The sequence below is a fragment of the Streptacidiphilus pinicola genome (genome assembly GCF_003258295.1).
GTDB lineage: Bacteria > Actinomycetota > Actinomycetes > Streptomycetales > Streptomycetaceae > Streptacidiphilus > Streptacidiphilus pinicola.
The window spans coordinates 42,578-64,275 of sequence record NZ_QKYN01000117.1 but is presented as its reverse complement, the minus strand read 5'-3'; the positions used below and the strand labels follow the sequence as shown (position 1 = coordinate 64,275).

Here is a 21,698-nt window from a genome sequence, read left to right as displayed (position 1 = left end):
CCTCCCTGGCGGGACGTGGGTGCGCAGGCGCTGAGTGAACCGATGTTAACGCGACCGGGCCACCGCATAGCGGTGGCCCGGGTCACACGGAGACGGGGGTGCTCAGTTGGAGGTCCAGGCGGACCAGTCCATGTTCCAGCCGTTCAGGCCGTTGTCCGGCTGCACGATCTTGTCCGGGGAGTTGACCACCTGGACCACGTCGCCGAGCAGCGAGTTGTTGTAGAACCACGCGGCCGGCATGTTGCCGTCGCCGCCGCCCTGGACGTCCTGCAGGCCGACGCAGCCGTGGCTGGTGTTCTCGCTGCCGAAGGTCGAGGCGGGACGCCAGTAGTTGCCGTGCACGAAGGTGCCGGAGGTCGTCAGCCGCATCGCGTGCGGGACGTCCTTGATCCGGTACGCGTTGCCGAGGCCGACCGTCTGCGAGTTCATATCCTCGGTCGGGTCCTTCTCGATGATCACCATCTTGCCGTTGTAGGTGGTGTGCTGCGGGTCGCCGAGGCTGGCCGGCAGCGTCTTCATCACCTGGCCGGGGGCCTTGTAGATGGTGAGCGTGTGCGCGTTGTTGTCGGCGACGCTGACCTGGTAGCGGCCGATGGTGAAGCTGACGTCCTTGTCCTGCTTGCCGTAGCCGAGCTCGCCGGTGCGCACACCGTTCAGGTGCAGGTGCAGGGTGACCTTGGTGCCCGGGGCCCAGTACTGCTGCGGGCGGAAGTCCAGGCGGTTGTTGCCGAACCAGTGGCCCTCGACGTCCACGGACGGGTCGGCCGTCACGGTGACCGCCTTGAGGACCGAGGCCTTGTACTTGTCGTTCACCGCGGAGGTGAAGTTGAGCGAGACCTCCATGCCGACGCCGTAGGTGGCCCCCGGGTCGACGTTGAAGTTGGCGACGTTGGTCGCCGAGGGCGTCAGCGTGGTGAAGCTGGAGCGGTCGGTGACGCTCTTGCCCTGGGAGTCGGTGGCGGTGGCCACGACGCTGTACTTGGTGCCGGTGTGCAGCACACCGGACGGCGTCCAGCTGCTGCCGTCGCCGGCTATGGAGCCGTCGACCTTGCTGCCGTCGTCGCCCGTCACGGCTATCTGGCTCAGCTTGCCCTGGGCGGCGCTGACCTTCAGGGTGCCGTTGGTGTCGACGCCGGTCGACCCGTTCTTCGGCAGGATCGTCACCGTGGCGGCGGAGTTGGCCTCGGCGGACGCGCTCGCGCCGGCGCCTCCGGAGTGCCCCTTGGCGGCGCTGGTCCCGCCGCAGGCGCTGGCCGCGAGTATCGCGGCTCCCGTCGCCATGCCGAACAGAACCCGTCGAACCTTGCTGTGCGCGAACAACGTCTCTCTCCCCTCCCGGAGTGACCCCGAATGTCCCGATCGGGGCCTCCGCGAGCATAACCCGCCTGCCTGAGTGCTCCCCGAGAAGTTGACGCCGGAGGGAGGGGGAAAGGTTGCAGCTACTGCGCCGAACCGGCCTGCCAGTCCTGCCAGCTCATGTTCCAGCCGCTCATGCCGTTGTCCGGGGCGACCGCGTCGCCGGAGGAGCCCACCACGCGGACGACGTCACCGATCATGGAGTGGTCGAAGAACCAGCCGGCCGGCGTCGAGCCGCTGTAGCCGCCCGCCGCGTCGTACAGGCCGATGCAGCCGTGGCTGGTGTTCTCCCGGCCGAAGACGGAGGGCGAGCGCCAGTAGACGCCGTGGACGAAGGTGCCGGAGTCGGTCAGCCGCTGCGCGTGCGGGACGGCGGGGATGTCGTACTCACTGCCCAGGCCGACGGTGTGCGAGTCCATCCTCGTCACCTGGTCCTGCTCGGAGATGACCATGATGCCGTCGTAGGTGGAGTGCCCGGGGCCGCCCGCGGAGATGTAGAGGGTGCGCAGGGTCTGGCCGCCGCGGACCACGGTGAGCGTGTCCGCGTCGGTGTCCGCCGTGCTGATCTGGCTGCGGCCGACGGTGAAGCCGATGGTCTTCGACTGCGTCCCGTAGACGCCGGGGGCGCCCTCGACGTGCTTGAGGTTCAGCGCGAGCGTCACCTGGGTGCCGGGCGCCCAGTACTTCTCGGGGCGGAAGTCGACGCGCTGGTCGCCGAACCAGTGGGCGGCGACCGGGACGGCCGGCTTGGCGGTGACGGTGATCGCCTTCTGCACCGCGGCGCGGTCCGCGATCGAGCGGTTGAACCGGATCTCCACGATGAAGCCGACGCCGACCGTGCTGCGGTCCACCGCGTTGTAGAAACCGATGAAGGTGTTCTTCGGCACGAAGGTGGTGAAGGACGCGTGTTTCGCCGCCTGCAGTCCGTCCTTGTCGACGGCCAGCGCGTCGAGCGTGTAGCGGGTCTCCGGGAGCAGCTTGGCGGTGGGGCTCCACTTGCTGCCGTCCGGGGTGACCGCACCGGCGAGCTCGTGGCCGTCGGCGTCCTTGAGGTGGACGGCGGTCAGCCGGCCGGCCCGGACCTGCGCGAAGACGCCGCCCTGCGCCGGGACCTCGGCGGCGCCGTCGCCGGGCGTGAGGGTGACCTGTGCGGCGGAGACGCGGGCCGCGTCCGAGCTGGACCCGGAGGAGCCCGAGCAGCCGGCCAACAGCAGGGTGGGGATCAGGACGGCCAGGGCCGCCATCTTCAGTCGTCCCGGCCGGGCACTCACGGACACTCCACACTCCTCGCTCGCATTGCTCCACGTGGATCAACGAGGCCGGAAGGGGGACGACACGGGCGTTCGGGGCCAGCATTCGGGTTGAGCGGCGCTGTTGATGGTGCAACCACCGGCAGGGAGGGGAACGTAACCGTAAGCCGGAGGATCGGGACGTCCTCCAGGACGGGGAGGTGCTGTCGTATGGCGTTGCCCACGGAGCTGCGTCTGCCTCGTGAGGAACCGGAGGAGTCAGGAGGGAAGCCGAAGAGTCCGGACGACGCGGCGACCCTCCGTGCCCTGCCCGGCAGTTGGCAGCCGCTCGGGGCGCGCTACCACGTGGGCGCCGACGGGCGGCCCGGCACGAACTTCGCCGTCTGGGCGGGCGGCGCCGAGGAGGTCGAGCTCTGCCTCTTCGACGAGGCGGACCGGGAGACCCGGCTGCCGCTGCGCGAGCAGACCTTCCAGGTCTGGCACGGGCACGTCCCCGGCGTCGGACCCGGCACCCGCTACGGCTTCCGCGTGCACGGCCGCTGGGACCCCTGGACGGGCGCCCGCTGGAATCCGGCCAAGCTGCTGCTGGACCCCTACGCCCGCGCCGTGGACGGCGAGTTCCGGCTGCACGACGCCGTCTACGGCCATGTGCGGACCTGGCCGGAGGCGGACGTCGCGGACACCGTCAGGGACAACCGCGACTCCGCGCGTCACGTGCCGCGGTCCGTCGTGGTCCACGACACCGAGGACTGGTCCGAGGACCGCAGGCCGAAGACGCCGTGGGCGGACACCGTCCTGTACGAGCTGCACGTGCGCGGCTTCACCCGGACCATGCCCGGCGTCCCGCCCGAGCTGCGCGGCACCTACGCCGGTCTCGGCCACCCGGCCGCCGTCGACTACCTGACCCGGCTCGGCGTGACCGCCGTCGAGCTGCTGCCGGTGCATCAGTTCGCGGACGAGGAACACCTGGTGCGGCGCGGCCTCACCAACTACTGGGGTTACAACAGCGTCGGCTACTTCGCCCCGCACGGCGGCTACTCCGCCAGCGGAACGCGCGGCGGACAGGTCGGCGAGTTCAAGCGGATGGTGCAGGCGCTGCACCGGGCCGGGATCGAGGTCATCCTCGACGTCGTCTACAACCACACCGCGGAGGGCGGCGAGTCCGGACCGACCTGGTCGTTCCGCGGCCTGGACAACGCCGGCTACTACCGGCTGCAGCCGCACAACCGCCGCGCCTACGCCGACTTCACCGGTTGCGGCAACACCCTGGACGCCACCCAGCCGCAGGCGCTGCGGCTGATCACCGACTCGCTGCGGTACTGGGTCACCGAGATGGGTGTGGACGGCTTCCGCTTCGACCTGGCCAGCGTGCTGGCGCGGGCCGCCTACGACGTGGACATGCGCGCGCCCTTCCTCTCCGCCGTCTTCCAGGACCCGGTGCTGAGCCGGGTCAAGCTGATCGCCGAGCCGTGGGACGTGGCGCTGGGCGGCTACCAGGTGGGCAACTTCCCCCCGCTGTGGACGGAGTGGAACGACCGCTACCGCGACACCGTGCGGGACTTCTGGCGCGGCGCGCGGCCCGACGTGCGCGAGCTCGGCTACCGGCTGGCCGGCTCCTCCGACCTCTACCAGCGGGCCGGGAGGCGACCGTTCGCCTCGGTCAACTACGTCACCGCGCACGACGGCTTCACGCTGCGCGACCTGGTTTCCTACAACGAGAAGCACAACGAGGCCAACGGCGAGGAGAACCGCGACGGCAGCGACGACAACCACTCCTGGAACCACGGCGCGGAGGGCCCGACCGACTCGCCCTCGGTCAACGCCCTGAGACGCCGCCAGCTGCGGAACCTGATGGCGACCCTGCTGCTGTCCACGGGCGTGCCGATGCTGCTGGCCGGCGACGAGTTCGGCCGCACCCAGGGCGGCAACAACAACGCCTACTGCCAGGACAACGAGACGGGCTGGCTCGACTGGTCGATGCTGGACGGCGAGTGGCGGCAGCTGCACGCGCTGACGGCGCGGCTGATCAGGCTGCGACGCGAGCATCCGGTACTGCGGCAGCGGGCCTTCTTCTCCGGCCGCCCCGCCCACCCCGGCGGCCTGCCCGACCTCACCTGGTTCCGGCCGGACGGCGAGGAGATGACCGAGGCGGACTGGTACACGCCGGGAGCGACGCTGGCGATGCTGCTCGCCGGCGACGACCTGACCGAGCGCGACGCACGCGGCGACACCGTGACCGACGACAGCTTCCTGCTGATCCTGCACGGCCACCACCGCGGCATCCGGTTCACCCTCCCCGGCCTACCGTGGGCGCGCCGCTACGAGACGGTGGTGGACACCTGCGCCGAGCACCAGGCCACGCCGGACGGGCGGCGGCTGCAGGCCGGCGAGACGGTGACGGTTCCGGGCCGGTCGCTGCTGCTGCTGCGCGTCTGCGAGCGCGACGGCCTCGGTCAGTAGCCGCCCGCACCGCCGGTCGGGGGCGGCGCCTGGGTGGTGCCGGGGGTCGAACCGACCGTGGTCAGCGGGTGCCAGCTGAAGGGCTGCCCGCCGAAGGCGTCCGTGGCTCCCCGGCCGTTGGCGTCCGCGCGCGCCTTGTCGCGGACGAAGGTGTAGAGCGGATGGCCCTGCTCGGCCAGCTGCTCGGTACCGTCCGAGCGAACGACCGTGCTGAAGCTGATCCCGCCGATCGACGGCGGGACGGACGTGACCGTGACCGGGGTCCAGACGCCCGCGCAGCCCGCCCCGCACAGGATCCTGATCGTCGAGTCCTGGTCGTTGTAGTAGACGGCCCTGCCGCCCGCCTCGACGACGGTGCCGACGCCGAGGACGTCGTAGGTGCTGAGGCTGACGGTCCTGCTCGCGGGCGGCGTCGTGCCGGACCCGCCGACGCTGTTGCTGGTCCCGGCGGACGAGCAGCCGGCCGTGACCGCGCCGGTGAGGAGCAGGACGAGGAGCAGAGGTCGAGGTTTCATGATCACATCTCCTCAGCGGGCACAGCCCCTCGGACGTGCGTCGGGAAAGATCCCACCTTCCAGTACGCCGCGCGGCGGGCCGGCTTTCAACCCGAGCCGGCGGCGGCTTGAACCGAACGCCCGGCGGGCGCGTACTGGAGACGTGGACTCCGCACCGACCCCGGATGCGGCCTTCGTCGCCGCGCTGTACGCGCGCCACGGACGGTCGGTGCTCGGTCATGTGCTGAGACTGGTCGGCGGCGACTACCAGCGTGCGGAGGACCTGACCCAGGAGACCTTCCTGCGGGCCTGGCAGCACCGGGACGCGCTCGACGTCGACCGGGCCGCGCCGTGGCTGCACACGGTCGCCCACAACCTGGCGGTCTCCGCCTACCGGCGGGCCCGCGCCAGACCGGCCGAGGCGCCCTTACCGGAGGACGACCGGGGCGGCCTCGCCGACGACAGCGAGGCGGAGCTGGACCGGATGCTGGAGCGCTGGCAGCTGCTGGAGGCGATGCGCGGCCTGCGCGCCGAGCACCGCGAGGTGCTGATCGAGGTCTACTACCTGCGCCGCAGCGTGGCCGAGACGGCCGAGCACCTGGGCATCCCGCCGGGCACGGTCAAGTCCCGCTGCTACTACGGATTGCGGGCACTACGGAACGTTCTGGAGGAGAGAGGAGTGACATCCCGATGACGACATGCCAGGAGAGCGTCCAGCTCGGCGCCTACCTGCTCGGGGCCCTCGATCCCGAGGAACGGGCGGCGCTGGAGGCGCACCTCGCGGGGTGCGCGGAGTGCCAGGCGGAGCTGATGGCGATGGCGCCGCTGCCGGGCCTGCTGCGGCGGACTCCGTTCGAGGAGCTGGAGGAGACCGCGGCCGCCGCGCAGACCCTCACCGCGTCGCACGAGGCGTCGCAGGACGCGTCGCACGCGGCAGCCCACACGGGGCCGATCCCGGCGGCCGGGCAGCGAGCCGCCGGGACGCCCCCGCGCCCGAGCCACCGTCGGCCGCGGCGGCGGGTGCTGCTCGCGGCCGGGGTCGCGCTGGCCGGAGCGGCGGCGGCCGTCGGCGCATGGGTGTACGTGGGGGGCGCACAGCCGACGACGCCCACCGCAGCGAGTCCCACCACGACGGTGTCCGCCGTGGACCCGGGCACCCACGTGACCGCCTCGGCGGCACTGACGCCGGAGAACTGGGGCACCCAGGTGCAGCTCAAGCTGGGCAACCTGCCCCTGGGGGTCACCTGCCACCTGGTCGTCCACGCCCGGGACGGCCGCACCGAGACGGCCGGCACGTGGGGGTCCGGCTACAGCGCGGCGACCACGGTCCCGGCCTCCACCTCCGTCGGCTCCTCGGACATCCAGAGCCTGGCCGTGGTGGACGGCAGCGGAAACGTGCTGGTGCAGCTGCCAGGATGAGGAGGGCCGCCCTGTAAGGGGCGGAAATTGGGATGAGGGCTGTCAGTCCCTCCGTCTACAGTCCGAAAGGTGTCGACGCAGCCGGAACCCCAGCCCTCCCCCCGACCCCCCGACCGGAACCGCAAGCACTCCGCGACCCGCTCGCTGCTGCGGCTGTGGCCGTACGTCCGGCCGATCCGCTGGCGCCTGACGGCCTCCACCGTCTCGGCGCTGCTCGCCTCGCTCTCGGCGCTGGTGATCCCGCTGGTGCTGAAGAACATCGTCGACGGCCCGGTCGCCCACCGGGACACCGGCGGGCTGTGGCAGCAGGGTCTGCTGCTGCTCGTGCTCGGCCTGATGGAGGCGGGCCTGTTCGGCATGCGCCGCTGGTTCGTGGCCCGCCCGCTGGCCGACGTCGAGCTGCGGATGCGCGCGGACCTCTACGCCAAGCTGCAGCGGCTGCCCGTCTCCTTCCACGACCGATGGGCCTCGGGCCAGCTGCTGTCGCGGGCGACGTCCGACATGTACACCATCCGGCTCTTCCTGGCCTTCCCGCTGGTCTTCCTGATCGTCAACTCCTCGGTCTTCCTGACCGGGATCGGCATCATGTTCGGCCTGGACTGGCAGCTGGCGCTGATCACGGTGCTTCCGGCGGTCCCGCTGATCCTGCTCTGCTCCTACTTCGAGCGCCGCTACTCGGCCGCCGCCCGCCTCGCCCAGGACCAGAACGGCGACCTGGCCACGGTGCTGGAGGAGTCGGTGCTGGGCATCCGGATCCTCAAGTCCTTCGGCCGGCACCGCACCATGGCCGCCCGCTACCGCGCCCAGGCCGAGCTGCTGCGCGAGACCGAGCTGAAGAAGGCCCGGCTGCTGGCCGACCTCTGGGCGGTCATCGTCGGCCTGCCCGAGCTCGCCCTCGGCGTCTCGCTGGCGGTGGGCGTGGTCCAGGTGGCCCACGGCAGCACCACCGCGGGCACGCTGGTCGGCTTCCTCTCCACGGCGCTGTCGCTGCGCTGGCCGGTCGAGTCGCTCGGCTGGTTGCTGGCCTACAGCAACGAGGCCGCCACCGCGACGGATCGTTTCTACGAGGTCATGGACGCCCGCCCGGCGGACGCGGCGGACGACACGGTCCCCGGGACCGAGGCCTCCGCCGACGCCCGCGAGCCGGTCGTCACGTCGACGCGGGACGGCATCCGGCTGGAGGGCGTGCGCTTCCGCTACCCGGACGCGCCCGCCGACTCCGCCGACCTGCTGAGCGGCCTCGACCTGCACGTCCGCTCCGGCGAGACGATGGCGCTGGTCGGCCTGACCGGCAGCGGCAAGACCACGCTGACCGCGCTGCTCCCCCGCCTCTACGAGATCGACGGCGGCCGGATCACCCTGGACGGCACGAACATCCGCGAGATCCCCCGCGCCCGGCTGCGCGAGCTGGTCTCGATGGCCTTCGAGGACCCGACCCTCTTCTCCGCCTCCGTCAGCGAGAACGTGCTGATGGGCGCGCCCGACGCGGGCGAGGAGGCGCTGCAGCGGGCGCTGGACGTCGCGCAGGCGCAGTTCGTCCGCACCCTGCCCGAGGGCCCGGCGACCCAGGTCGGCGAGCAGGGCCTGAGCCTGTCCGGCGGCCAGCGCCAGCGGCTCGCGCTGGCCCGCGCCGTCGTCGGCGCTCCGGACTTCCTGGTGCTGGACGACCCGCTGTCCGCACTGGACGTCCACACCGAGGCGCTGGTCGAGCAGGCGCTGCGCCAGGTGCTCGCCGGCACCACGGCGCTGGTGGTCGCGCACCGCCCCAGCACGGTGCAGCTGGCCGACCGGGTGGCGCTACTGGCCGACGGGCGGATCACCGCCGTCGGCACCCATCACGAACTGCTGGAGTCGAGCCCGGAGTACCGGGAACTGATGTCGGGCGAGCGAGCCGAGGACGGGAGCCTGGTGCGATGAGCGTCACCGAGACCGAGGAGAGCCGGGCCGTCACGGAGCAGGGCCCCTCCCCCGACGCGGTCCTCGCCGAGGAGGACCGGATCCCGCCCGCGTCCGCTGACGGCGAGGACATCCCCGTCCCGCCCGGCGCGCCCCGGGCGCTGCTGCGCTCGCTGCTCGGCCCGCACAAGGCGCGCGTCGCGCTGGCGATGTTGCTGATCACGCTCCAGCAGGCGGCACTGCAGGTGGGCCCGCTGCTGGTGTCGTACGCCATCGACCGCGCCATCCCGGCCCTGCGCGACCACGACGCCGGCCCGCTGATCGCGGTGGCCGCGGGCTACCTCGGCTGCGCGGCGATCGCCACGCTGCTGCAGCGCAGCTTCATCCGGCTCTCCGGGGTGGTCAACCAGGCCATCCTGCTGGAGATGCGCAAGCGGATCTTCCGGCACGCCCAGGCGCTCTCGCTCGACTTCCACGAGCGCTACACCTCGGGCCGGATCATCTCCCGCGCCACCAGCGACGTCGACGCCGTGCGCGAACTGCTCAACGAGGGTCTGCAGGAGCTGCTCTCGGTGATCCTCTCGGTGCTCTACATCGCCGTGCTGCTGCTGGTCATGGACTGGCGCCTGGGCCTGGCCTCACTGGCCTCGGTGGTGCCGATCTACTTCTTCACCCGCGGCTACCGGCGCCGCTCGCAGGTCATCTACCGGCGCTCGCGCACGGCGGTGGCCCAGGTCATCGTCCGTTTCACCGAGACCATGAACGGCATCCGCCCGGTCCAGGCGTTCCGCCGCGAGTCCGCCAACGAGCAGGCCTTCGCCGTCTCCAACGGCGAGTACACCGAGGCCAACGCGCAGGGTCTGCTGTCGATGGCCCGGTTCGTCGTCTCCTCGCGCGCCACGGCCAACATCTGGATCACCGGCGTGGTGATCTGGGGCGCGGTGCTGGTCACCCAGGGCAGCCTGCAGCTGGGCGTGCTGGCCGCCGCGGTGCTGTACCTGCGCCGGCTGTTCGACCCGGTCGACCAGGTGGCGATGTTCCTGAACAGCTATCAGTCGGCCTCGGCCGCGCTGGAGAAAATCGCCGGTCTGCTGGCCCACGAGCCGTCGGTGCCGGAGCCCGCCGAGCCGGTCACGCTGCCGGCCAGGACGGACGACGCGCTCCCGGGCCGCGCGGTCGACTTCGACGGCGTCGCCTTCGCCTACCGCACCGGCAAGCAGGTGCTGCCCCGCTTCGACCTGCGCCTCCCGGCCGGTCAGAGCGTCGCCGTCGTCGGCGCGACGGGCGCGGGCAAGTCCACGCTCGCCAAGCTGCTGGCCCGCTTCTACGACCCGACCGAGGGCCGCGTCACCCTCGACGGCGTGGACCTGCGGGACCTGGCCACGCCCGAACTGCGGCGCGGCGTGGTCATGGTGACGCAGGAGTCGTTCCTCTTCTCCGGCACGGTGGCCGAGAACATCGCCATCGGCCGCCCCGACGCCTCCCGCGAGGAGATCGAGGCGGCCGCGAAGGCGATCGGCGCGTACGAGTTCATCGCCGCGCTCCCGGAGGGCTTCGACACCGACGTCCGCAAGCGCGGCGGCCGCATCTCCGCCGGCCAGCGCCAGCTGGTCGCCTTCGCCCGCGCCCTGCTGGCGGACCCGGCGGTGCTGATCCTCGACGAGGCCACGTCCTCCCTGGACGTCCCCGGCGAACAGGCGGTCCAACGCGCCATGTCCACGGTCCTCTCGGGCCGCACGGCGGTCATCATCGCCCACCGCCTCTCCACGGTGGAGATCGCCGACCGCGTCCTCGTCATGGACCAGGGCCACATCGTCGAAGACGGCACCCCAGCCGACCTGATCGCCGGCACCGGCCGCTTCGCGCGTCTGCACGCGGCCTGGCGCGACAGCCTGGTGTAGCTCGCTCAGCCACGGACGGTGTAGTACAACCACGCACCGTCCGTGGCGACGTTCTCGTCGTCGCCGCCGTAGCGGACGTCGAACCGGTACAGGTGGCCGGTCTGCGAGTTGTCGAGCAGCAGTCCGACCCCCGCCCTGCCGGTCCCGTCCAGCGGCAGGGACACAGAGGTGGAGATGGTGCGCCAGGCCCCACGGACGTACTCCTGCACCCGAAAGACCACGGACTGCGAGGACTTGTCGTCGGGGGCCACCACGACGCTCAACTGCGGACGGCTCCAGGCGCGGAAGACCCGGTACATGGTGCGCCCGACGTGAGTGGTGCGGTAGTAGCCACCGAGCCGCTCGTTCAGGCCGGCCCGGACGGCGACCGACCGGGAGACCTGCCTCGAACCGTTGGCCTTGTCCCAACCGGTCACCTGGAACGTCGTGTCCTTCCAGAGGCGGAAGTACTCGACGACGTCTCCCTTGGCGTCGACGACACCGGTCTTGACCACGGGCCTCAGGTCATTGACCGACTCGGCGACGATGGTCGCGGAGTCGCCGGCGCCGGCGGCATCGGCCCCGACATGGACGGTGACCTTCGCCCAGGCCCCGTAGGCATAGGTGGAGGCGTCGGTGGTGACCGAGACGGGAGGTGCGAAGTCGGGGGCGGCCGCGCCCGCCTGGACGGTCGCCAACGGGAGACCGCTGCTCAGGACGCCGAGAAGCACAGCAGCTCGTGCGGCGAGACGGATGTGCGGCATGCGAAATCCCCTGGGTTGACGCGAAGCTGACGTTCGGGTGGGCTGGACAAGCAGCGCGCACCCTAGCGCAGGACGTGTTCTTCAGCCACTGGTGATCCGCAGGATCCCCGTAGGAGTAGGACGCGAAGGTCTGGGCGCCCAGGGGGCGGGTGGGGCCGGAGGCGGTGAAGGTGCAGATCCTGCCGTCCGCGAGCGAGAGTCGCGGCAGGGCGGCCGACTTGACGTCGCCGCTCCAGACGAGGTGGCAGCCGTTGCCGTCGGGGTTCAGGTCGACGCGGCTCAGGTCGACGCTGGCTCAGGCCGCCGGTGAACGCGGCGGAGGCGGGGATGCTCGCCGGGGCGCGAATGGTGGGCACACCGAAGAGGGCCGCTCGGCTGGAGAACCGGTGGAGCGGCCTCGAAGGACGGAGGAGTTCCGGTGCAGGCCGCGTCAGCCGACGCGGCGACAACTCGTGGTGGTGACACGGCCATGGTCCACATGGCGGCGGCTCACCAGCAGGTTCATGGCGTGCACCCTAGCCGCGCCGCGCGACCGGCGCGAGGGAGCGACCACGGTCCGAGACGGCGACAGCGAACGGCCGCGGTGCCAGCATGGAGGCATGGGCAAGCGAACGGATCCGGCCAGGGTCGTACGCCTGGCCGGACAGAGATCCCTCGGGTTCCTGTTGGACGAGGGCTGGGCCGGGCCGGTCGAGATCCCCGGTGGGTTGGAGTACCTCGGCCCGGCGCTGAGCGTGCGGCTGACGGTCGACGACGGGCCGACGCTGACGCTCGGAACGCCGGCGCCGGACGGACCGCGGGCGACGCTCGCCGCGGTGTGGAACGCCTGCGGGCTGCCCGCGCCGGTACCGCGCCCGCGGGTCGACGAGCTGACGGACGCGCTGCGCGCGGTGCTGCCCCTTGTGCAGGGCCCCGGCCGTGACGCCGTGTTGCGCGACGCGGCACGCGGACTCAGGAGGCTGAGCCCGCGTGCCCCGGGCGGTGTCCAGGGCCCGGCTCCCCTCACCCGTACAACGGAACACCCTGGCGGACCAGACGCCAGCCGTCCGCGGAGAAGTCCTTCGGGTTGATCTCGCCCTTGGCCTGCACCCAGGCAATGATCGTGTTGCGGATCTCGTCCGAGGAGCTCCACAGCAGTTGGGCCGAGGCCACGTGCGGGAAGTTGCCGCCTCCGTTGGCGCGGTAGTTGTTGACCGCCAGGACGAACTGCGCGGTGTCGTCCAGCGGAGCCCCCTGGAACCGCAGGTTCTTGATGCGTGAACCCACCGGCTCGGAGACGTCGATGTCGTAGGTGACGCCGTACACCTCGTCGAAGTTGTAGTCCGGGATGCCGCCCGCGTTCGTCAGCGCCGCCTCGTCGATCGGCGCGCCCACGGCGAGGGTGTTGAAGTACTCGGCGGTGAACTCCAGGTAGTCGCGGATCTGCGCACCGGTCATCAGCTTGGCTTCGAGGGTGTTCTCGTAGATGTACAGTCCGGCCGCGTCGCGCAGGCGGACCGTGCCCGCCGGGAGGTCGGCCGTCCGGTTGAACGGCGCGGCCTGTGCCAGCACCGGCAGCTTCGCGTAGGAGCCGCCCGCCAGTGCCGCCTTGACGGTGTCCGCCTGGACGCGGCCGATCAGGTCCACGATCGGCACGCACTGGAACGGCGCGCGGGCGATGGAGAGGTTCTCCGTGCAGGTGCCGATGGTCTGGTTGACGTAGCCGCGGACGGCGGCGTGCTCCTTGGCCACCAGGGCGGCGATGTGCGGGTCCTCGTCGACGGTGTTGCTGTTGAGCGTCGTCGCCGTGCAGGAGGTGACCTGCCACGCGTGGTCGACGAACGTCACCTCGAAGTCGAAACGGGTCAGGCGGTAGCCCCAGCAGTACGGCTCGGAGAGCACGACGGGCTTGCCGGTCGCCTCGTTCACCACGATGCGCTGCGAGACCTCCTTGTGGGTGTGGCCGACCAGGACCGCGTCGATGCCCGGCACCTGCGCGGCCATCGCGCCCGAGGCGTCCTCGGCGTAGGGGATCTGGTCGCCGTACGAGGTGGGCTCGTCGATGCCCGAGTGCGCGGAGACGATCACCACGTCCGCGCCGGCGCTGCGGACGCGTGGCACGTGGATCGCGGCCTGCTCCGGGATGCCGTTGAAGGTCATCCTCCCGGAGACGTTGTCCTTGTCCCAGATGGCGATACCCGGGTTGGTGAGCCCGAGGATGCCCACCCTGAGATGCGGGCCGTGCGGCACGCGGAGCTTCTTGACGACGTAGGGCGGGAAAGCGGGACGGTTGGTCTTCGCGTCGATCGCGTTCGCCGCCAGCAGCGGGAAGTCGCACTGCCGCTCGAAGGCGCGGACGGTCTCGATGCCGTAGTTGAACTCGTGGTTGCCCAGTGCCGCCGCGTCGTACCGCATGGCGTTCATGGCCAGCGCCATCGGGTGACGCGGCGCCTTGCTCTCGGGCTTGGCCGCGATCGGGTCGACACGGGCGTAGTAGTAGCTGAGCTGGGTGCCCTGGATGATGTCACCCGCGTCGATCAGCAGGACACGCTCCGCGCCGACCTCCTCGCGGATCTGCCGCACCAAGGTGGCGATCTTGGCCAGACCGACGTCGTTCTGCGCCTTGTCCTCGTACTCGGCGTCGGTGAAGTAGTCCCAGTTGAGTGCATGGCCGTGCACGTCGGTGGTGCCGAGAACGGTGAACGTGTACGTGAGCGGCCGGCGACGCTCCTCCGCCGCCTGGGCTGGGTCGGCGGACACGGTGGCGGCGACAGCGGCACCGGCCGCGACCGCGGCGGTACCGGCGACGAAGTCGCGGCGCTTCAGGGACATTCAGGGCTCCCGATCGTGGACGACGGATCTACGCGCGGTGCACAACGCGCGTAGAATTCTGCCCACAAAACTTCTGGGGGGAAAGGGCCCTGACGGATCTTCCGGTGACGTCCGCTCAACGGGCAAGCAACAGGGGCGTGGGGTCCGATGCGAGCCGGACCCCACGCCCCTGGTGGCGCAGCGACTACCGCAGCACGCCGTCCGAGAAGCCCGTCGTCTCCGCCGGAACGGTGACGAGGCCGAGCTCCGCCTCCGAGGCCAGCAGCCGGTGGCTCGGCAGGATGCGGACGGTGTAGCCGAACGGGCCGGTGCGGCTGAGCTCCAGCGGGCCCTCGTAGCGCCAGCGGCCGTCGACGTCGGCTCGGTCGGCGGGCTTGAGGGAGACCGTGGAGAGCTCCGAGATGACGTCGGACTCGTCGACGCGCCCCGAGACCGCCTGCACATCCACGTCGGCCGGGTCCAGGCCGTCGAGGTGGACCTGCACCCGCAGCGTCAGCGTGGAGCCGAGCTCCGGCGCGTCCGCGCCGCCCGCCGCCTCGACGTGCTCGACGCGGACCTGCCCCCAGCGGGCGCGGATCCGGGTCTTCCACTCCGCGAGCTCCCGCGCGCCCGCGTAGGGCTCACCGGTCTCGCCGACGGCGGCCAGCGCCCGCCGCGACTCGGCTGCCGGGGCGTAGAGCCGCTCGACGTACTCGCGGACCATGCGGCCCGCCAGCACCTTCGGGCCCAGGGTGACCAGCGTGTGCCGGACCATCTGGATCCAGCGGCGCGGCAGCTCGGTGGCGTCCCGCTCGTAGAAGCGCGGCGCGACCTGGTACTCGATCAGGTCGTAGAGCGCACCGGACTCGATCTCGTCGCGCCGGTCCTCGTCGACCTCTCCGTCGGCGGTGGGGATGGCCCAGCCGTTGGAGCCGTCGAACCACTCGTCCCACCAGCCGTCGAGGACGGAGAGGTTGAGGGCGCCGTTGAGCGCCGCCTTCATGCCGGAGGTGCCGCAGGCCTCCAGCGGGCGCAGCGGGTTGTTCAGCCAGACGTCGCAGCCCGGGTAGAGCTTCGCGGCCATGTCCATGTCGTAGTCGGGCAGGAAGACGATCCGGTGCCGCACCGCGTGGTCGTCGGCGAAGGCGACCAGCTTCTGGATCAGCGCCTTGCCGCCGTCGTCCGCCGGGTGGGCCTTGCCCGCCACGACGATCTGGATCGGCCGGGTCGGGTGCAGCAGCAGGCCGCGCAGCCGCTCCTGGTCGCGCAGCATCAGGGTGAGCCGCTTGTAGGACGGGACGCGCCGGGCGAAGCCGATGGTGAGCACGTCCGGGTCGAGCACGTCACCCGTCCAGCCCAACTCGGCGTCGACGGTCCCGCGCTGACGCCAGGAGGCGCGCAGCCGGGCGCGGGCCTCGGAGACGAGCTGGGCGCGCATCCGGCGGCGCATCTCCCAGATCTCGCTGTCCCCGATGTGGTCGATGCCGTCCCAGCGGCGGGACTCGCCGAGCATCATCGCGTCGTCGATCCGCTCGGCGCCGATCTCGCGGGCGGCGAGGCGGACCACCTCCGGGTCGATCCAGGTGGGCGCGTGGACGCCGTTGGTGATCGAGGTGATCGGCACCTCGGCGGCGTCGAAGCCCGGCCACAGGCCGTTGAACATGCCCCGGCTGACCTGTCCGTGCAGCTCGCTGACGCCGTTGGCGCGCTGGGCCAGGCGCAGGCCCATCGCGGCCATGTTGAACAGCGCCGGGTCGCCGCCGGACCAGCTCTCCGTGCCGAGCGCGAGCACCCGGTCGACGGGGATGCTGGGCCCACCCTCGGTGGCGCCCACCGCGCCGGTGGCGAAGTGACGCTGCACCAGCTGCCGCTCGAACCGGTCGATGCCGGCGGGAACGGGCGTGTGAGTGGTGAACAGGGTTCCGGCGCGGACCGCCTCCAGGGCCGCGTCGAAGTCGAGGCCGGCGCCGCCGTCCTCCTCCGGACGGGTGAGTTCGCGGATCCGCTCCAGGCCGAGGAAGCCGGCGTGTCCCTCGTTGGTGTGGAAGACCTCGGGCTCGGCGTGTCCGGTGAGCCGGCAGAAGGTGCGCACCGCGCGCACGCCGCCGATGCCGAGCAGCATCTCCTGCAGCAGCCGGTGCTCGCTGCCGCCGCCGTAGAGACGGTCGGTCACGTCGCGGGCGCGGGCGTCGTTCTCCTCGATGTCGGAGTCGAGCATCAGCAGCGGCACCCTGCCGACCTGGGCCTTCCAGATCTGCGCGTGCAGGGCGCGGCCGCCGGGCAGGGCCAGGGCCACGATGCTGGGGCTGCCGTCCGGCTCCCGCAGCAGGCTGACGGCGAGTTCGTTGGGGTCGAGCAGGGGGTAGCGCTCCTGCTGCCAGCCGTCGCGCGAGAGCGACTGGCGGAAGTAGCCGTGGCGGTAGAGCAGGCCGACCCCGATGATCGGGACACCGAGGTCGCTGGCGGCCTTCAGGTGGTCGCCGGCCAGGATGCCGAGGCCGCCGGAGTACTGCGGCAGCGCGGCGGTGATGCCGAACTCGGGTGAGAAGTAGCCGATGGCGGCGGGCAGCTCGCGGCCGCGCTGCTGCTGGTACCAGCGCGGACCGGCGAGGTAGTCGCGGAGGTCCTCCTCGGCGTCGTGGAGTCGGCGCAGGAACCGCCGGTCGGTCGCCAGGGCGGCGAGCCGCTGCCCGGAGACCGCCCCGAGCAGGCGGACCGGGTCGCAGCCGGTGGCCTCCCAGACATCGGGATCGACCGATCGGAACAGCTCACGCGTCTCCGGATGCCATGACCAGCGCAGATTGAGTGCCAACTCACCGAGGGCCTGGAGTGGTTCGGGCAGGACGGTGCGGACCGTGAAACGTCGGATTGCCTTCACGCAGCCGAAGATAGCCGCGCCGTCAGGCCCTCGCCGGGAGACGGGGAGGCGCACTGCCGCCGTTCGGCGCATTGGTGCGATCGGCGGCGCTCCGCTTCACTCGTGCGGGGGTACGGCGCACGCGGGCGCACGCCGGAGTGCGGGAGCGCACGATCGTAGGAATTCACGACTCCGTCACACGGCCGTCCAACCAGTGATGGCCAACTGCCGTGGTCCGTGGCCGAAATGCGCCGCTACCCGCGCGTAGCACCCGCGTTCGGTGCGAGGATCGGAGCAGGTCGACGCGGGCGCGCGGACCTGCGCTCCGCCGATGCGGAGCGGACGGTTCTGCGTGTCCACTGCTCGCGCGCGATCGTTGTCAACATGACGACGTTCGACAGCCGGCAGGTTGCCGGGCGGCGAGGTCGGGGAAGGCTCCTCTGGGTCGCTCCCGAGGCCTCTTCGTCGGGCCCCAGCACTGCCGCAACGCCCTCGGCACCACCCCCGGCACCACCTTCACCCAGCGTCACCCTCACTCTGCGTCACCATCACCCGGCTACGTGTTTCTGATGAGCCATTAGGTCGCTTGGCTCCTTTGACACCCCTTTTGTCCCAAGATCTCCAGCACCTCGGCTTTACCTTGTGTTTGCCCAACCCCCGCCCTGCGTGATGCCGCACGAAAGGACGACCAGCTCCAGATGATCGGCCGAATTCCCGTACTGGATGTCAGCCCCTCGGTGGACTGCGGACGGCGCCCGGCCAAGTCCGTGGTCGGCGAGGTCTTCGAGGTCAGCGCGACCCTGTTCCGCGAGGGTCACGACCTGATCGGAGCCAATGTGGTGCTGCGCGACCCGCGCGGCCGCAGCGGCCCGTGGACGCCCATGCGCGAGCTCGCTCCCGGCACCGACCGCTGGGGCGCGGAGATCACCGCCGGCGCCCCCGGCCGTTGGACCTACGCGGTGGAGGCCTGGGCCGACCCGGTCGCCACCTGGGAGCACGCCGCCCGCATCAAGATCGCGGCCGGGGTCGAGCCCGGCCTGATGCTGGAGGAGGGCGCGCTGCTGCTGGACCGCGCCGCCGCCGGGGTGCCGAAGAAGGACGGCAAGGCCCACGTGCTCGCCGCCGCCGAGCTGCTGCGTGAGTCCGAGCTGTCACCCATGGAGCGGCTGGAGGCCGCCCTGGGCCCGGAGCTGCGTGCCGCGCTCGCCCGGCACCCGCTGCGGGAGCTGGTCTCCGCCTCCCGCCCGCTGCCGCTGCAGGTCGACCGGCCGCGCGCGCTGTTCGGCTCCTGGTACGAGTTCTTCCCGCGCTCCGAGGGCGCCAAGGTCGACCCGACGGGCCGTCGCCGACCCGTCAGCGGCACCCTGCGCACCGCCGCCGAGCGGCTGCCGGCCGTGGCCGCGATGGGCTTCGACGTGGTCTACCTGCCGCCGGTTCACCCGATCGGCCGCGCCTTCCGCAAGGGCCCGAACAACACGCTGGACGCCGGCCCGCACGACGTCGGCTCCCCCTGGGCGATCGGCTCGCCCGAGGGCGGGCACGACGCGATCCACCCGGACCTCGGCACCATGGCGGACTTCGACGCGTTCACCGCCCGCGCCGCCGAGCTGGGCATGGAGGTCGCGCTCGACTTCGCGCTGCAGTGCTCCCCCGACCACCCCTGGGTCGAGAAGCACCCGGAGTGGTTCACCCAGCGTGCCGACGGCACCATCGCCTACGCCGAGAACCCGCCCAAGAAGTACCAGGACATCTACCCGATCAACTTCGACCGGGACTTCGACGGGCTGGTCGCCGAGACCGTCTCGCTGCTGCGCCACTGGATGTCGCACGGCGTGCGGATCTTCCGGGTGGACAACCCGCACACCAAGCCGGTCGTCTTCTGGGAGAAGGTGCTCGGCGAGATCGCCAAGAACGACCCGGACGTGCTCTTCCTGGCCGAGGCGTTCACCCGCCCGGCGATGATGCACACCCTGGCCAAGGTCGGCTTCCACCAGTCGTACAGCTACTTCACTTGGCGTAACACCAAGCAGGAACTGACGGAGTACCTGTCCGAGCTCTCCGGGGAGTCGGCCGCCTACATGCGGCCGAACCTGTTCACCAACACCCCGGACATCCTGCACGCCTACCTCCAGCGGGGCGGCCGGGCCGCGTTCGCGATCCGCGCGGTCCTCGCCGCCACCCTCGCCCCGAGCTGGGGCGTCTACGCCGGCTTCGAGCTCTACGAGGGCGCCCCCGCGAAGCCGGGCTCCGAGGAGTACCTGGACTCGGAGAAGTACCAGCTCCGTCCGCGCGACTGGTCGCGCACGGACACGCTCGCGCCGCTGCTGACCACCCTCAACCGGCTGCGTCGCGCGCACCCCGCCCTGCAGGAGCTCCGCAACCTGCGGTTCCACCCCACCGACAACGACCAGTTGCTCGCCTACAGCAAGACCCGCGGCGAGGACACCGTGCTGACCGTGGTCACCCTTGACCCGCACCACCCGCAGGAGGGCACGCTCAGTCTCGACCCGAGCGCCCTGTCCCACCTGGCAGGGGGCCCTGACGAGGAGTGGGGTGACGGGCAGTGGGAGGTGCTCGACGAGTTGAGCGGCGCCGTCTGGCGGTGGGGACGACACAACTACGTACGGCTGGACCCCCACACCATGCCGGCACACATCCTCACGGTCCGGAGGGCCGCTCAGTGATCGTCAACGAACCCGTCCCCGACACCTTTGCCGACACCCCACAGCGCGACCGCGACCCGGAGTGGTTCAAGCGCGCCGTCTTCTACGAGGTCCTGGTCAGGTCCTTCCAGGACAGCAACGGGGACGGCGTCGGGGACCTGAAGGGTCTGACCTCCAAGCTCGACTACCTGCAGTGGCTCGGCGTGGACTGCCTCTGGCTGCCCCCGTTCTTCGCCTCGCCGCTGCGGGACGGCGGCTACGACGTGGCCGACTACACGGCCGTGCTGCCCGAGTTCGGCGACCTGGCCGACTTCGTCGAGTTCGTGGACGCCGCCCACCAGCGCGGCATGCGCATCATCATCGACGTCGTCATGAACCACACCAGCGACCAGCACCCGTGGTTCCAGGCCTCCCGCACCGACCCGGACGGCCCCTACGGCGACTACTACATGTGGGCGGACAACGACAAGCTCTACCAGGACGCCCGGGTCATCTTCGTCGACACCGAGACCTCCAACTGGACCTACGACCCGATCCGCAAGCAGTACTTCTGGCACCGCTTCTTCTCCCACCAGCCGGACCTGAACTACGAGAACCCCCAGGTCCAGGAGGAGATGCTGGCGGCGCTGCGGTTCTGGCTGGACCTCGGCATCGACGGCTTCCGCCTCGACGCGGTGCCCTACCTCTACGCCGAGGACGGCACCAACTGCGAGAACCTCCCCGCCACCCACGAGTTCCTGAAGCGGGTGCGCGCGGAGATCGACGCCGAGTACCCGGACACCGTGCTGCTGGCCGAGGCCAACCAGTGGCCCGAGGACGTGGTCGACTACTTCGGCGACTTCTCCCGGGGCGGCGACGAGTGCCACATGGCGTTCCACTTCCCCGTCATGCCGCGCATCTTCATGTCGGTACGGCGCGAGAGCCGCTACCCCGTCTCCGAGATCCTCGCCAAGACGCCGGCCATCCCCTCCGGCTGCCAGTGGGGCATCTTCCTGCGCAACCACGACGAGCTGACCCTGGAGATGGTCACCGACGAGGAGCGCGACTACATGTACGCGGAGTACGCCAAGGAGCCGCGGATGCGCGCCAATGTCGGCATCCGCCGGCGGCTCGCCCCGCTCCTGGACAACGACCGCAACCAGATCGAGCTCTTCACCGCGCTGCTGCTCTCCCTGCCCGGCTCCCCCGTCCTGTACTACGGCGACGAGATCGGTATGGGCGACAACATCTGGCTCGGTGACCGCGACGGCGTCCGCACGCCGATGCAGTGGACGCCGGACCGCAACGCGGGGTACTCCGCGGCCGACCCGGGCCGGCTCTCGCTGCCGACCATCATGGACCCGGTCTACGGCTACCAGGTGACCAACGTCGAGGCGCAGATGGCGAACCCCAGCTCGCTGCTGCACTGGACCCGCCGGATGATCGAGCTCCGCAAGCTCAACCCCGCCTTCGGGCTCGGCTCCTATGCGGAGCTCCCGTCCAGCAACCCGGCCGTGCTCGCTTACCTGCGCTCCTACGGCGACGACCTGGTCATGTGCGTCAACAACTTCTCGCGCTTCGCCCAGCCCACCGAGCTGGACCTGCGCGAGTTCGAGGGGATGCACCCGGTGGAACTGATCGGCGGGGTGCGGTTCCCGGCGATCGGCCAACTGCCGTACCTGCTCACTCTTGCGGGTCACGGCTTCTACTGGTTCCGCCTGCGGCCGGGGGACATGCCCGTCCCAGTGAACTCTGTTCCATCGCACGCTCGTCCGTAACCGGAGCCTCGTTCCCCCGTCCTGCGCAACGCCGTCCTCGCCGGGCGTGCCGACGATGCCACGTCCGTCCGTTCCGGGAAAAATGGTTCAACCGGTGATGACCGCCCTCATC

14 protein-coding genes are annotated in these 21,698 nt (G+C 71.2%); 8 read left to right on the top strand and 6 right to left on the bottom strand.

Translation table 11 applies throughout. The features are described from left to right. Window positions 1–102 precede the first annotated feature (102 nt). Together DN069_RS28315 and DN069_RS28310 are read right to left on the bottom strand one after the other, a co-directional pair. Window positions 103–1,281 carry a L,D-transpeptidase gene (locus DN069_RS28315; protein ID WP_111505674.1) on the bottom strand — a complete coding sequence of 393 codons (1,179 nt, stop codon included), beginning with the start codon at window positions 1,279–1,281 and terminating at the stop codon, window positions 103–105. Window positions 1,282–1,439: 158 nt separating this feature from the next. Continuing rightward, complete coding sequence (locus tag DN069_RS28310; protein ID WP_111505696.1) at window positions 1,440–2,600, bottom strand: L,D-transpeptidase; 1,161 nt, start codon at window positions 2,598–2,600, stop codon at window positions 1,440–1,442. Between the two features lie 216 nt (window positions 2,601–2,816). On the opposite strand from DN069_RS28310, the gene glgX reads away from it, so the two are divergent. After that, a complete protein-coding gene (glgX, locus tag DN069_RS28305; RefSeq protein ID WP_111505672.1) occupies window positions 2,817–5,066 on the top strand; it encodes a glycogen debranching protein GlgX in 2,250 nt (749 codons plus the stop codon). Here the strand turns inward: glgX and DN069_RS28300 are convergent. Then, window positions 5,060–5,581 carry a COG4315 family predicted lipoprotein gene (locus tag DN069_RS28300; RefSeq protein WP_111505670.1) on the bottom strand — a complete coding sequence of 174 codons (522 nt, stop codon included), beginning with the start codon at window positions 5,579–5,581 and terminating at the stop codon, window positions 5,060–5,062. The two genes, glgX and DN069_RS28300, sit on opposite strands and share 7 nt — an antisense overlap. 142 nt (window positions 5,582–5,723) lie before the next feature. Here DN069_RS28300 and DN069_RS28295 point away from each other — a divergent pair, with 142 nt between their 5' ends. The 4 genes from DN069_RS28295 (at window position 5,724) to DN069_RS28280 (ending at window position 10,776) form a co-directional block, all read left to right on the top strand. Next, window positions 5,724–6,254, top strand: coding sequence for a sigma-70 family RNA polymerase sigma factor (locus DN069_RS28295; RefSeq protein ID WP_243639826.1), 531 nt, complete (start codon window positions 5,724–5,726; stop codon window positions 6,252–6,254). Beyond that, on the top strand, window positions 6,251–6,979 hold the full coding sequence (locus DN069_RS28290; protein ID WP_111505666.1) for an anti-sigma factor family protein: 729 nt from the start codon (window positions 6,251–6,253) through the stop codon (window positions 6,977–6,979). The genes DN069_RS28295 and DN069_RS28290 overlap by 4 nt, the downstream gene beginning before the upstream one ends. Window positions 6,980–7,048: 69 nt before the next feature. Continuing rightward, the gene (locus DN069_RS28285; RefSeq protein WP_111505664.1) at window positions 7,049–8,896 is read left to right on the top strand and encodes an ABC transporter ATP-binding protein; all 1,848 of its coding nucleotides are present in this window, start codon (window positions 7,049–7,051) and stop codon (window positions 8,894–8,896) included. After that, window positions 8,893–10,776, top strand: a complete 1,884-nt coding sequence (locus DN069_RS28280) for an ABC transporter ATP-binding protein (RefSeq protein ID WP_111505662.1) — start codon at window positions 8,893–8,895, stop codon at window positions 10,774–10,776. Before DN069_RS28285 ends, DN069_RS28280 begins: the two co-directional genes overlap by 4 nt. A 5-nt stretch (window positions 10,777–10,781) precedes the next feature. Here DN069_RS28280 and DN069_RS28275 read toward each other — a convergent pair whose 3' ends face one another. Then, the gene (locus tag DN069_RS28275; RefSeq protein WP_133260064.1) at window positions 10,782–11,519 is read right to left on the bottom strand and encodes a hypothetical protein; all 738 of its coding nucleotides are present in this window, start codon (window positions 11,517–11,519) and stop codon (window positions 10,782–10,784) included. A gap of 599 nt (window positions 11,520–12,118) precedes the next feature. Between DN069_RS28275 and DN069_RS40385 the strand changes: the two genes are divergently transcribed. After that, window positions 12,119–12,589, top strand: coding sequence for a hypothetical protein (locus DN069_RS40385; protein ID WP_165845676.1), 471 nt, complete (start codon window positions 12,119–12,121; stop codon window positions 12,587–12,589). Here the strand turns inward: DN069_RS40385 and DN069_RS28270 are convergent. Together DN069_RS28270 and glgP are read right to left on the bottom strand one after the other, a co-directional pair. Then, window positions 12,522–14,330, bottom strand: a complete 1,809-nt coding sequence (locus DN069_RS28270; RefSeq protein ID WP_111505658.1) for a bifunctional metallophosphatase/5'-nucleotidase — start codon at window positions 14,328–14,330, stop codon at window positions 12,522–12,524. The genes DN069_RS40385 and DN069_RS28270 overlap by 68 nt on opposite strands. A gap of 184 nt (window positions 14,331–14,514) precedes the next feature. Further along, on the bottom strand, window positions 14,515–17,187 hold the full coding sequence (gene glgP, locus DN069_RS28265; RefSeq protein ID WP_111505656.1) for an alpha-glucan family phosphorylase: 2,673 nt from the start codon (window positions 17,185–17,187) through the stop codon (window positions 14,515–14,517). Window positions 17,188–17,864: 677 nt separating this feature from the next. On the opposite strand from glgP, the gene DN069_RS28260 reads away from it, so the two are divergent. Both DN069_RS28260 and treS read left to right on the top strand, forming a co-directional pair. Further along, complete coding sequence (locus DN069_RS28260) at window positions 17,865–19,850, top strand: alpha-1,4-glucan--maltose-1-phosphate maltosyltransferase (protein ID WP_111505654.1); 1,986 nt, start codon at window positions 17,865–17,867, stop codon at window positions 19,848–19,850. Continuing rightward, on the top strand, window positions 19,847–21,586 hold the full coding sequence (gene treS, locus DN069_RS28255; RefSeq protein ID WP_111505652.1) for a maltose alpha-D-glucosyltransferase: 1,740 nt from the start codon (window positions 19,847–19,849) through the stop codon (window positions 21,584–21,586). Before DN069_RS28260 ends, treS begins: the two co-directional genes overlap by 4 nt. Window positions 21,587–21,698: the final 112 nt, after the last annotated feature.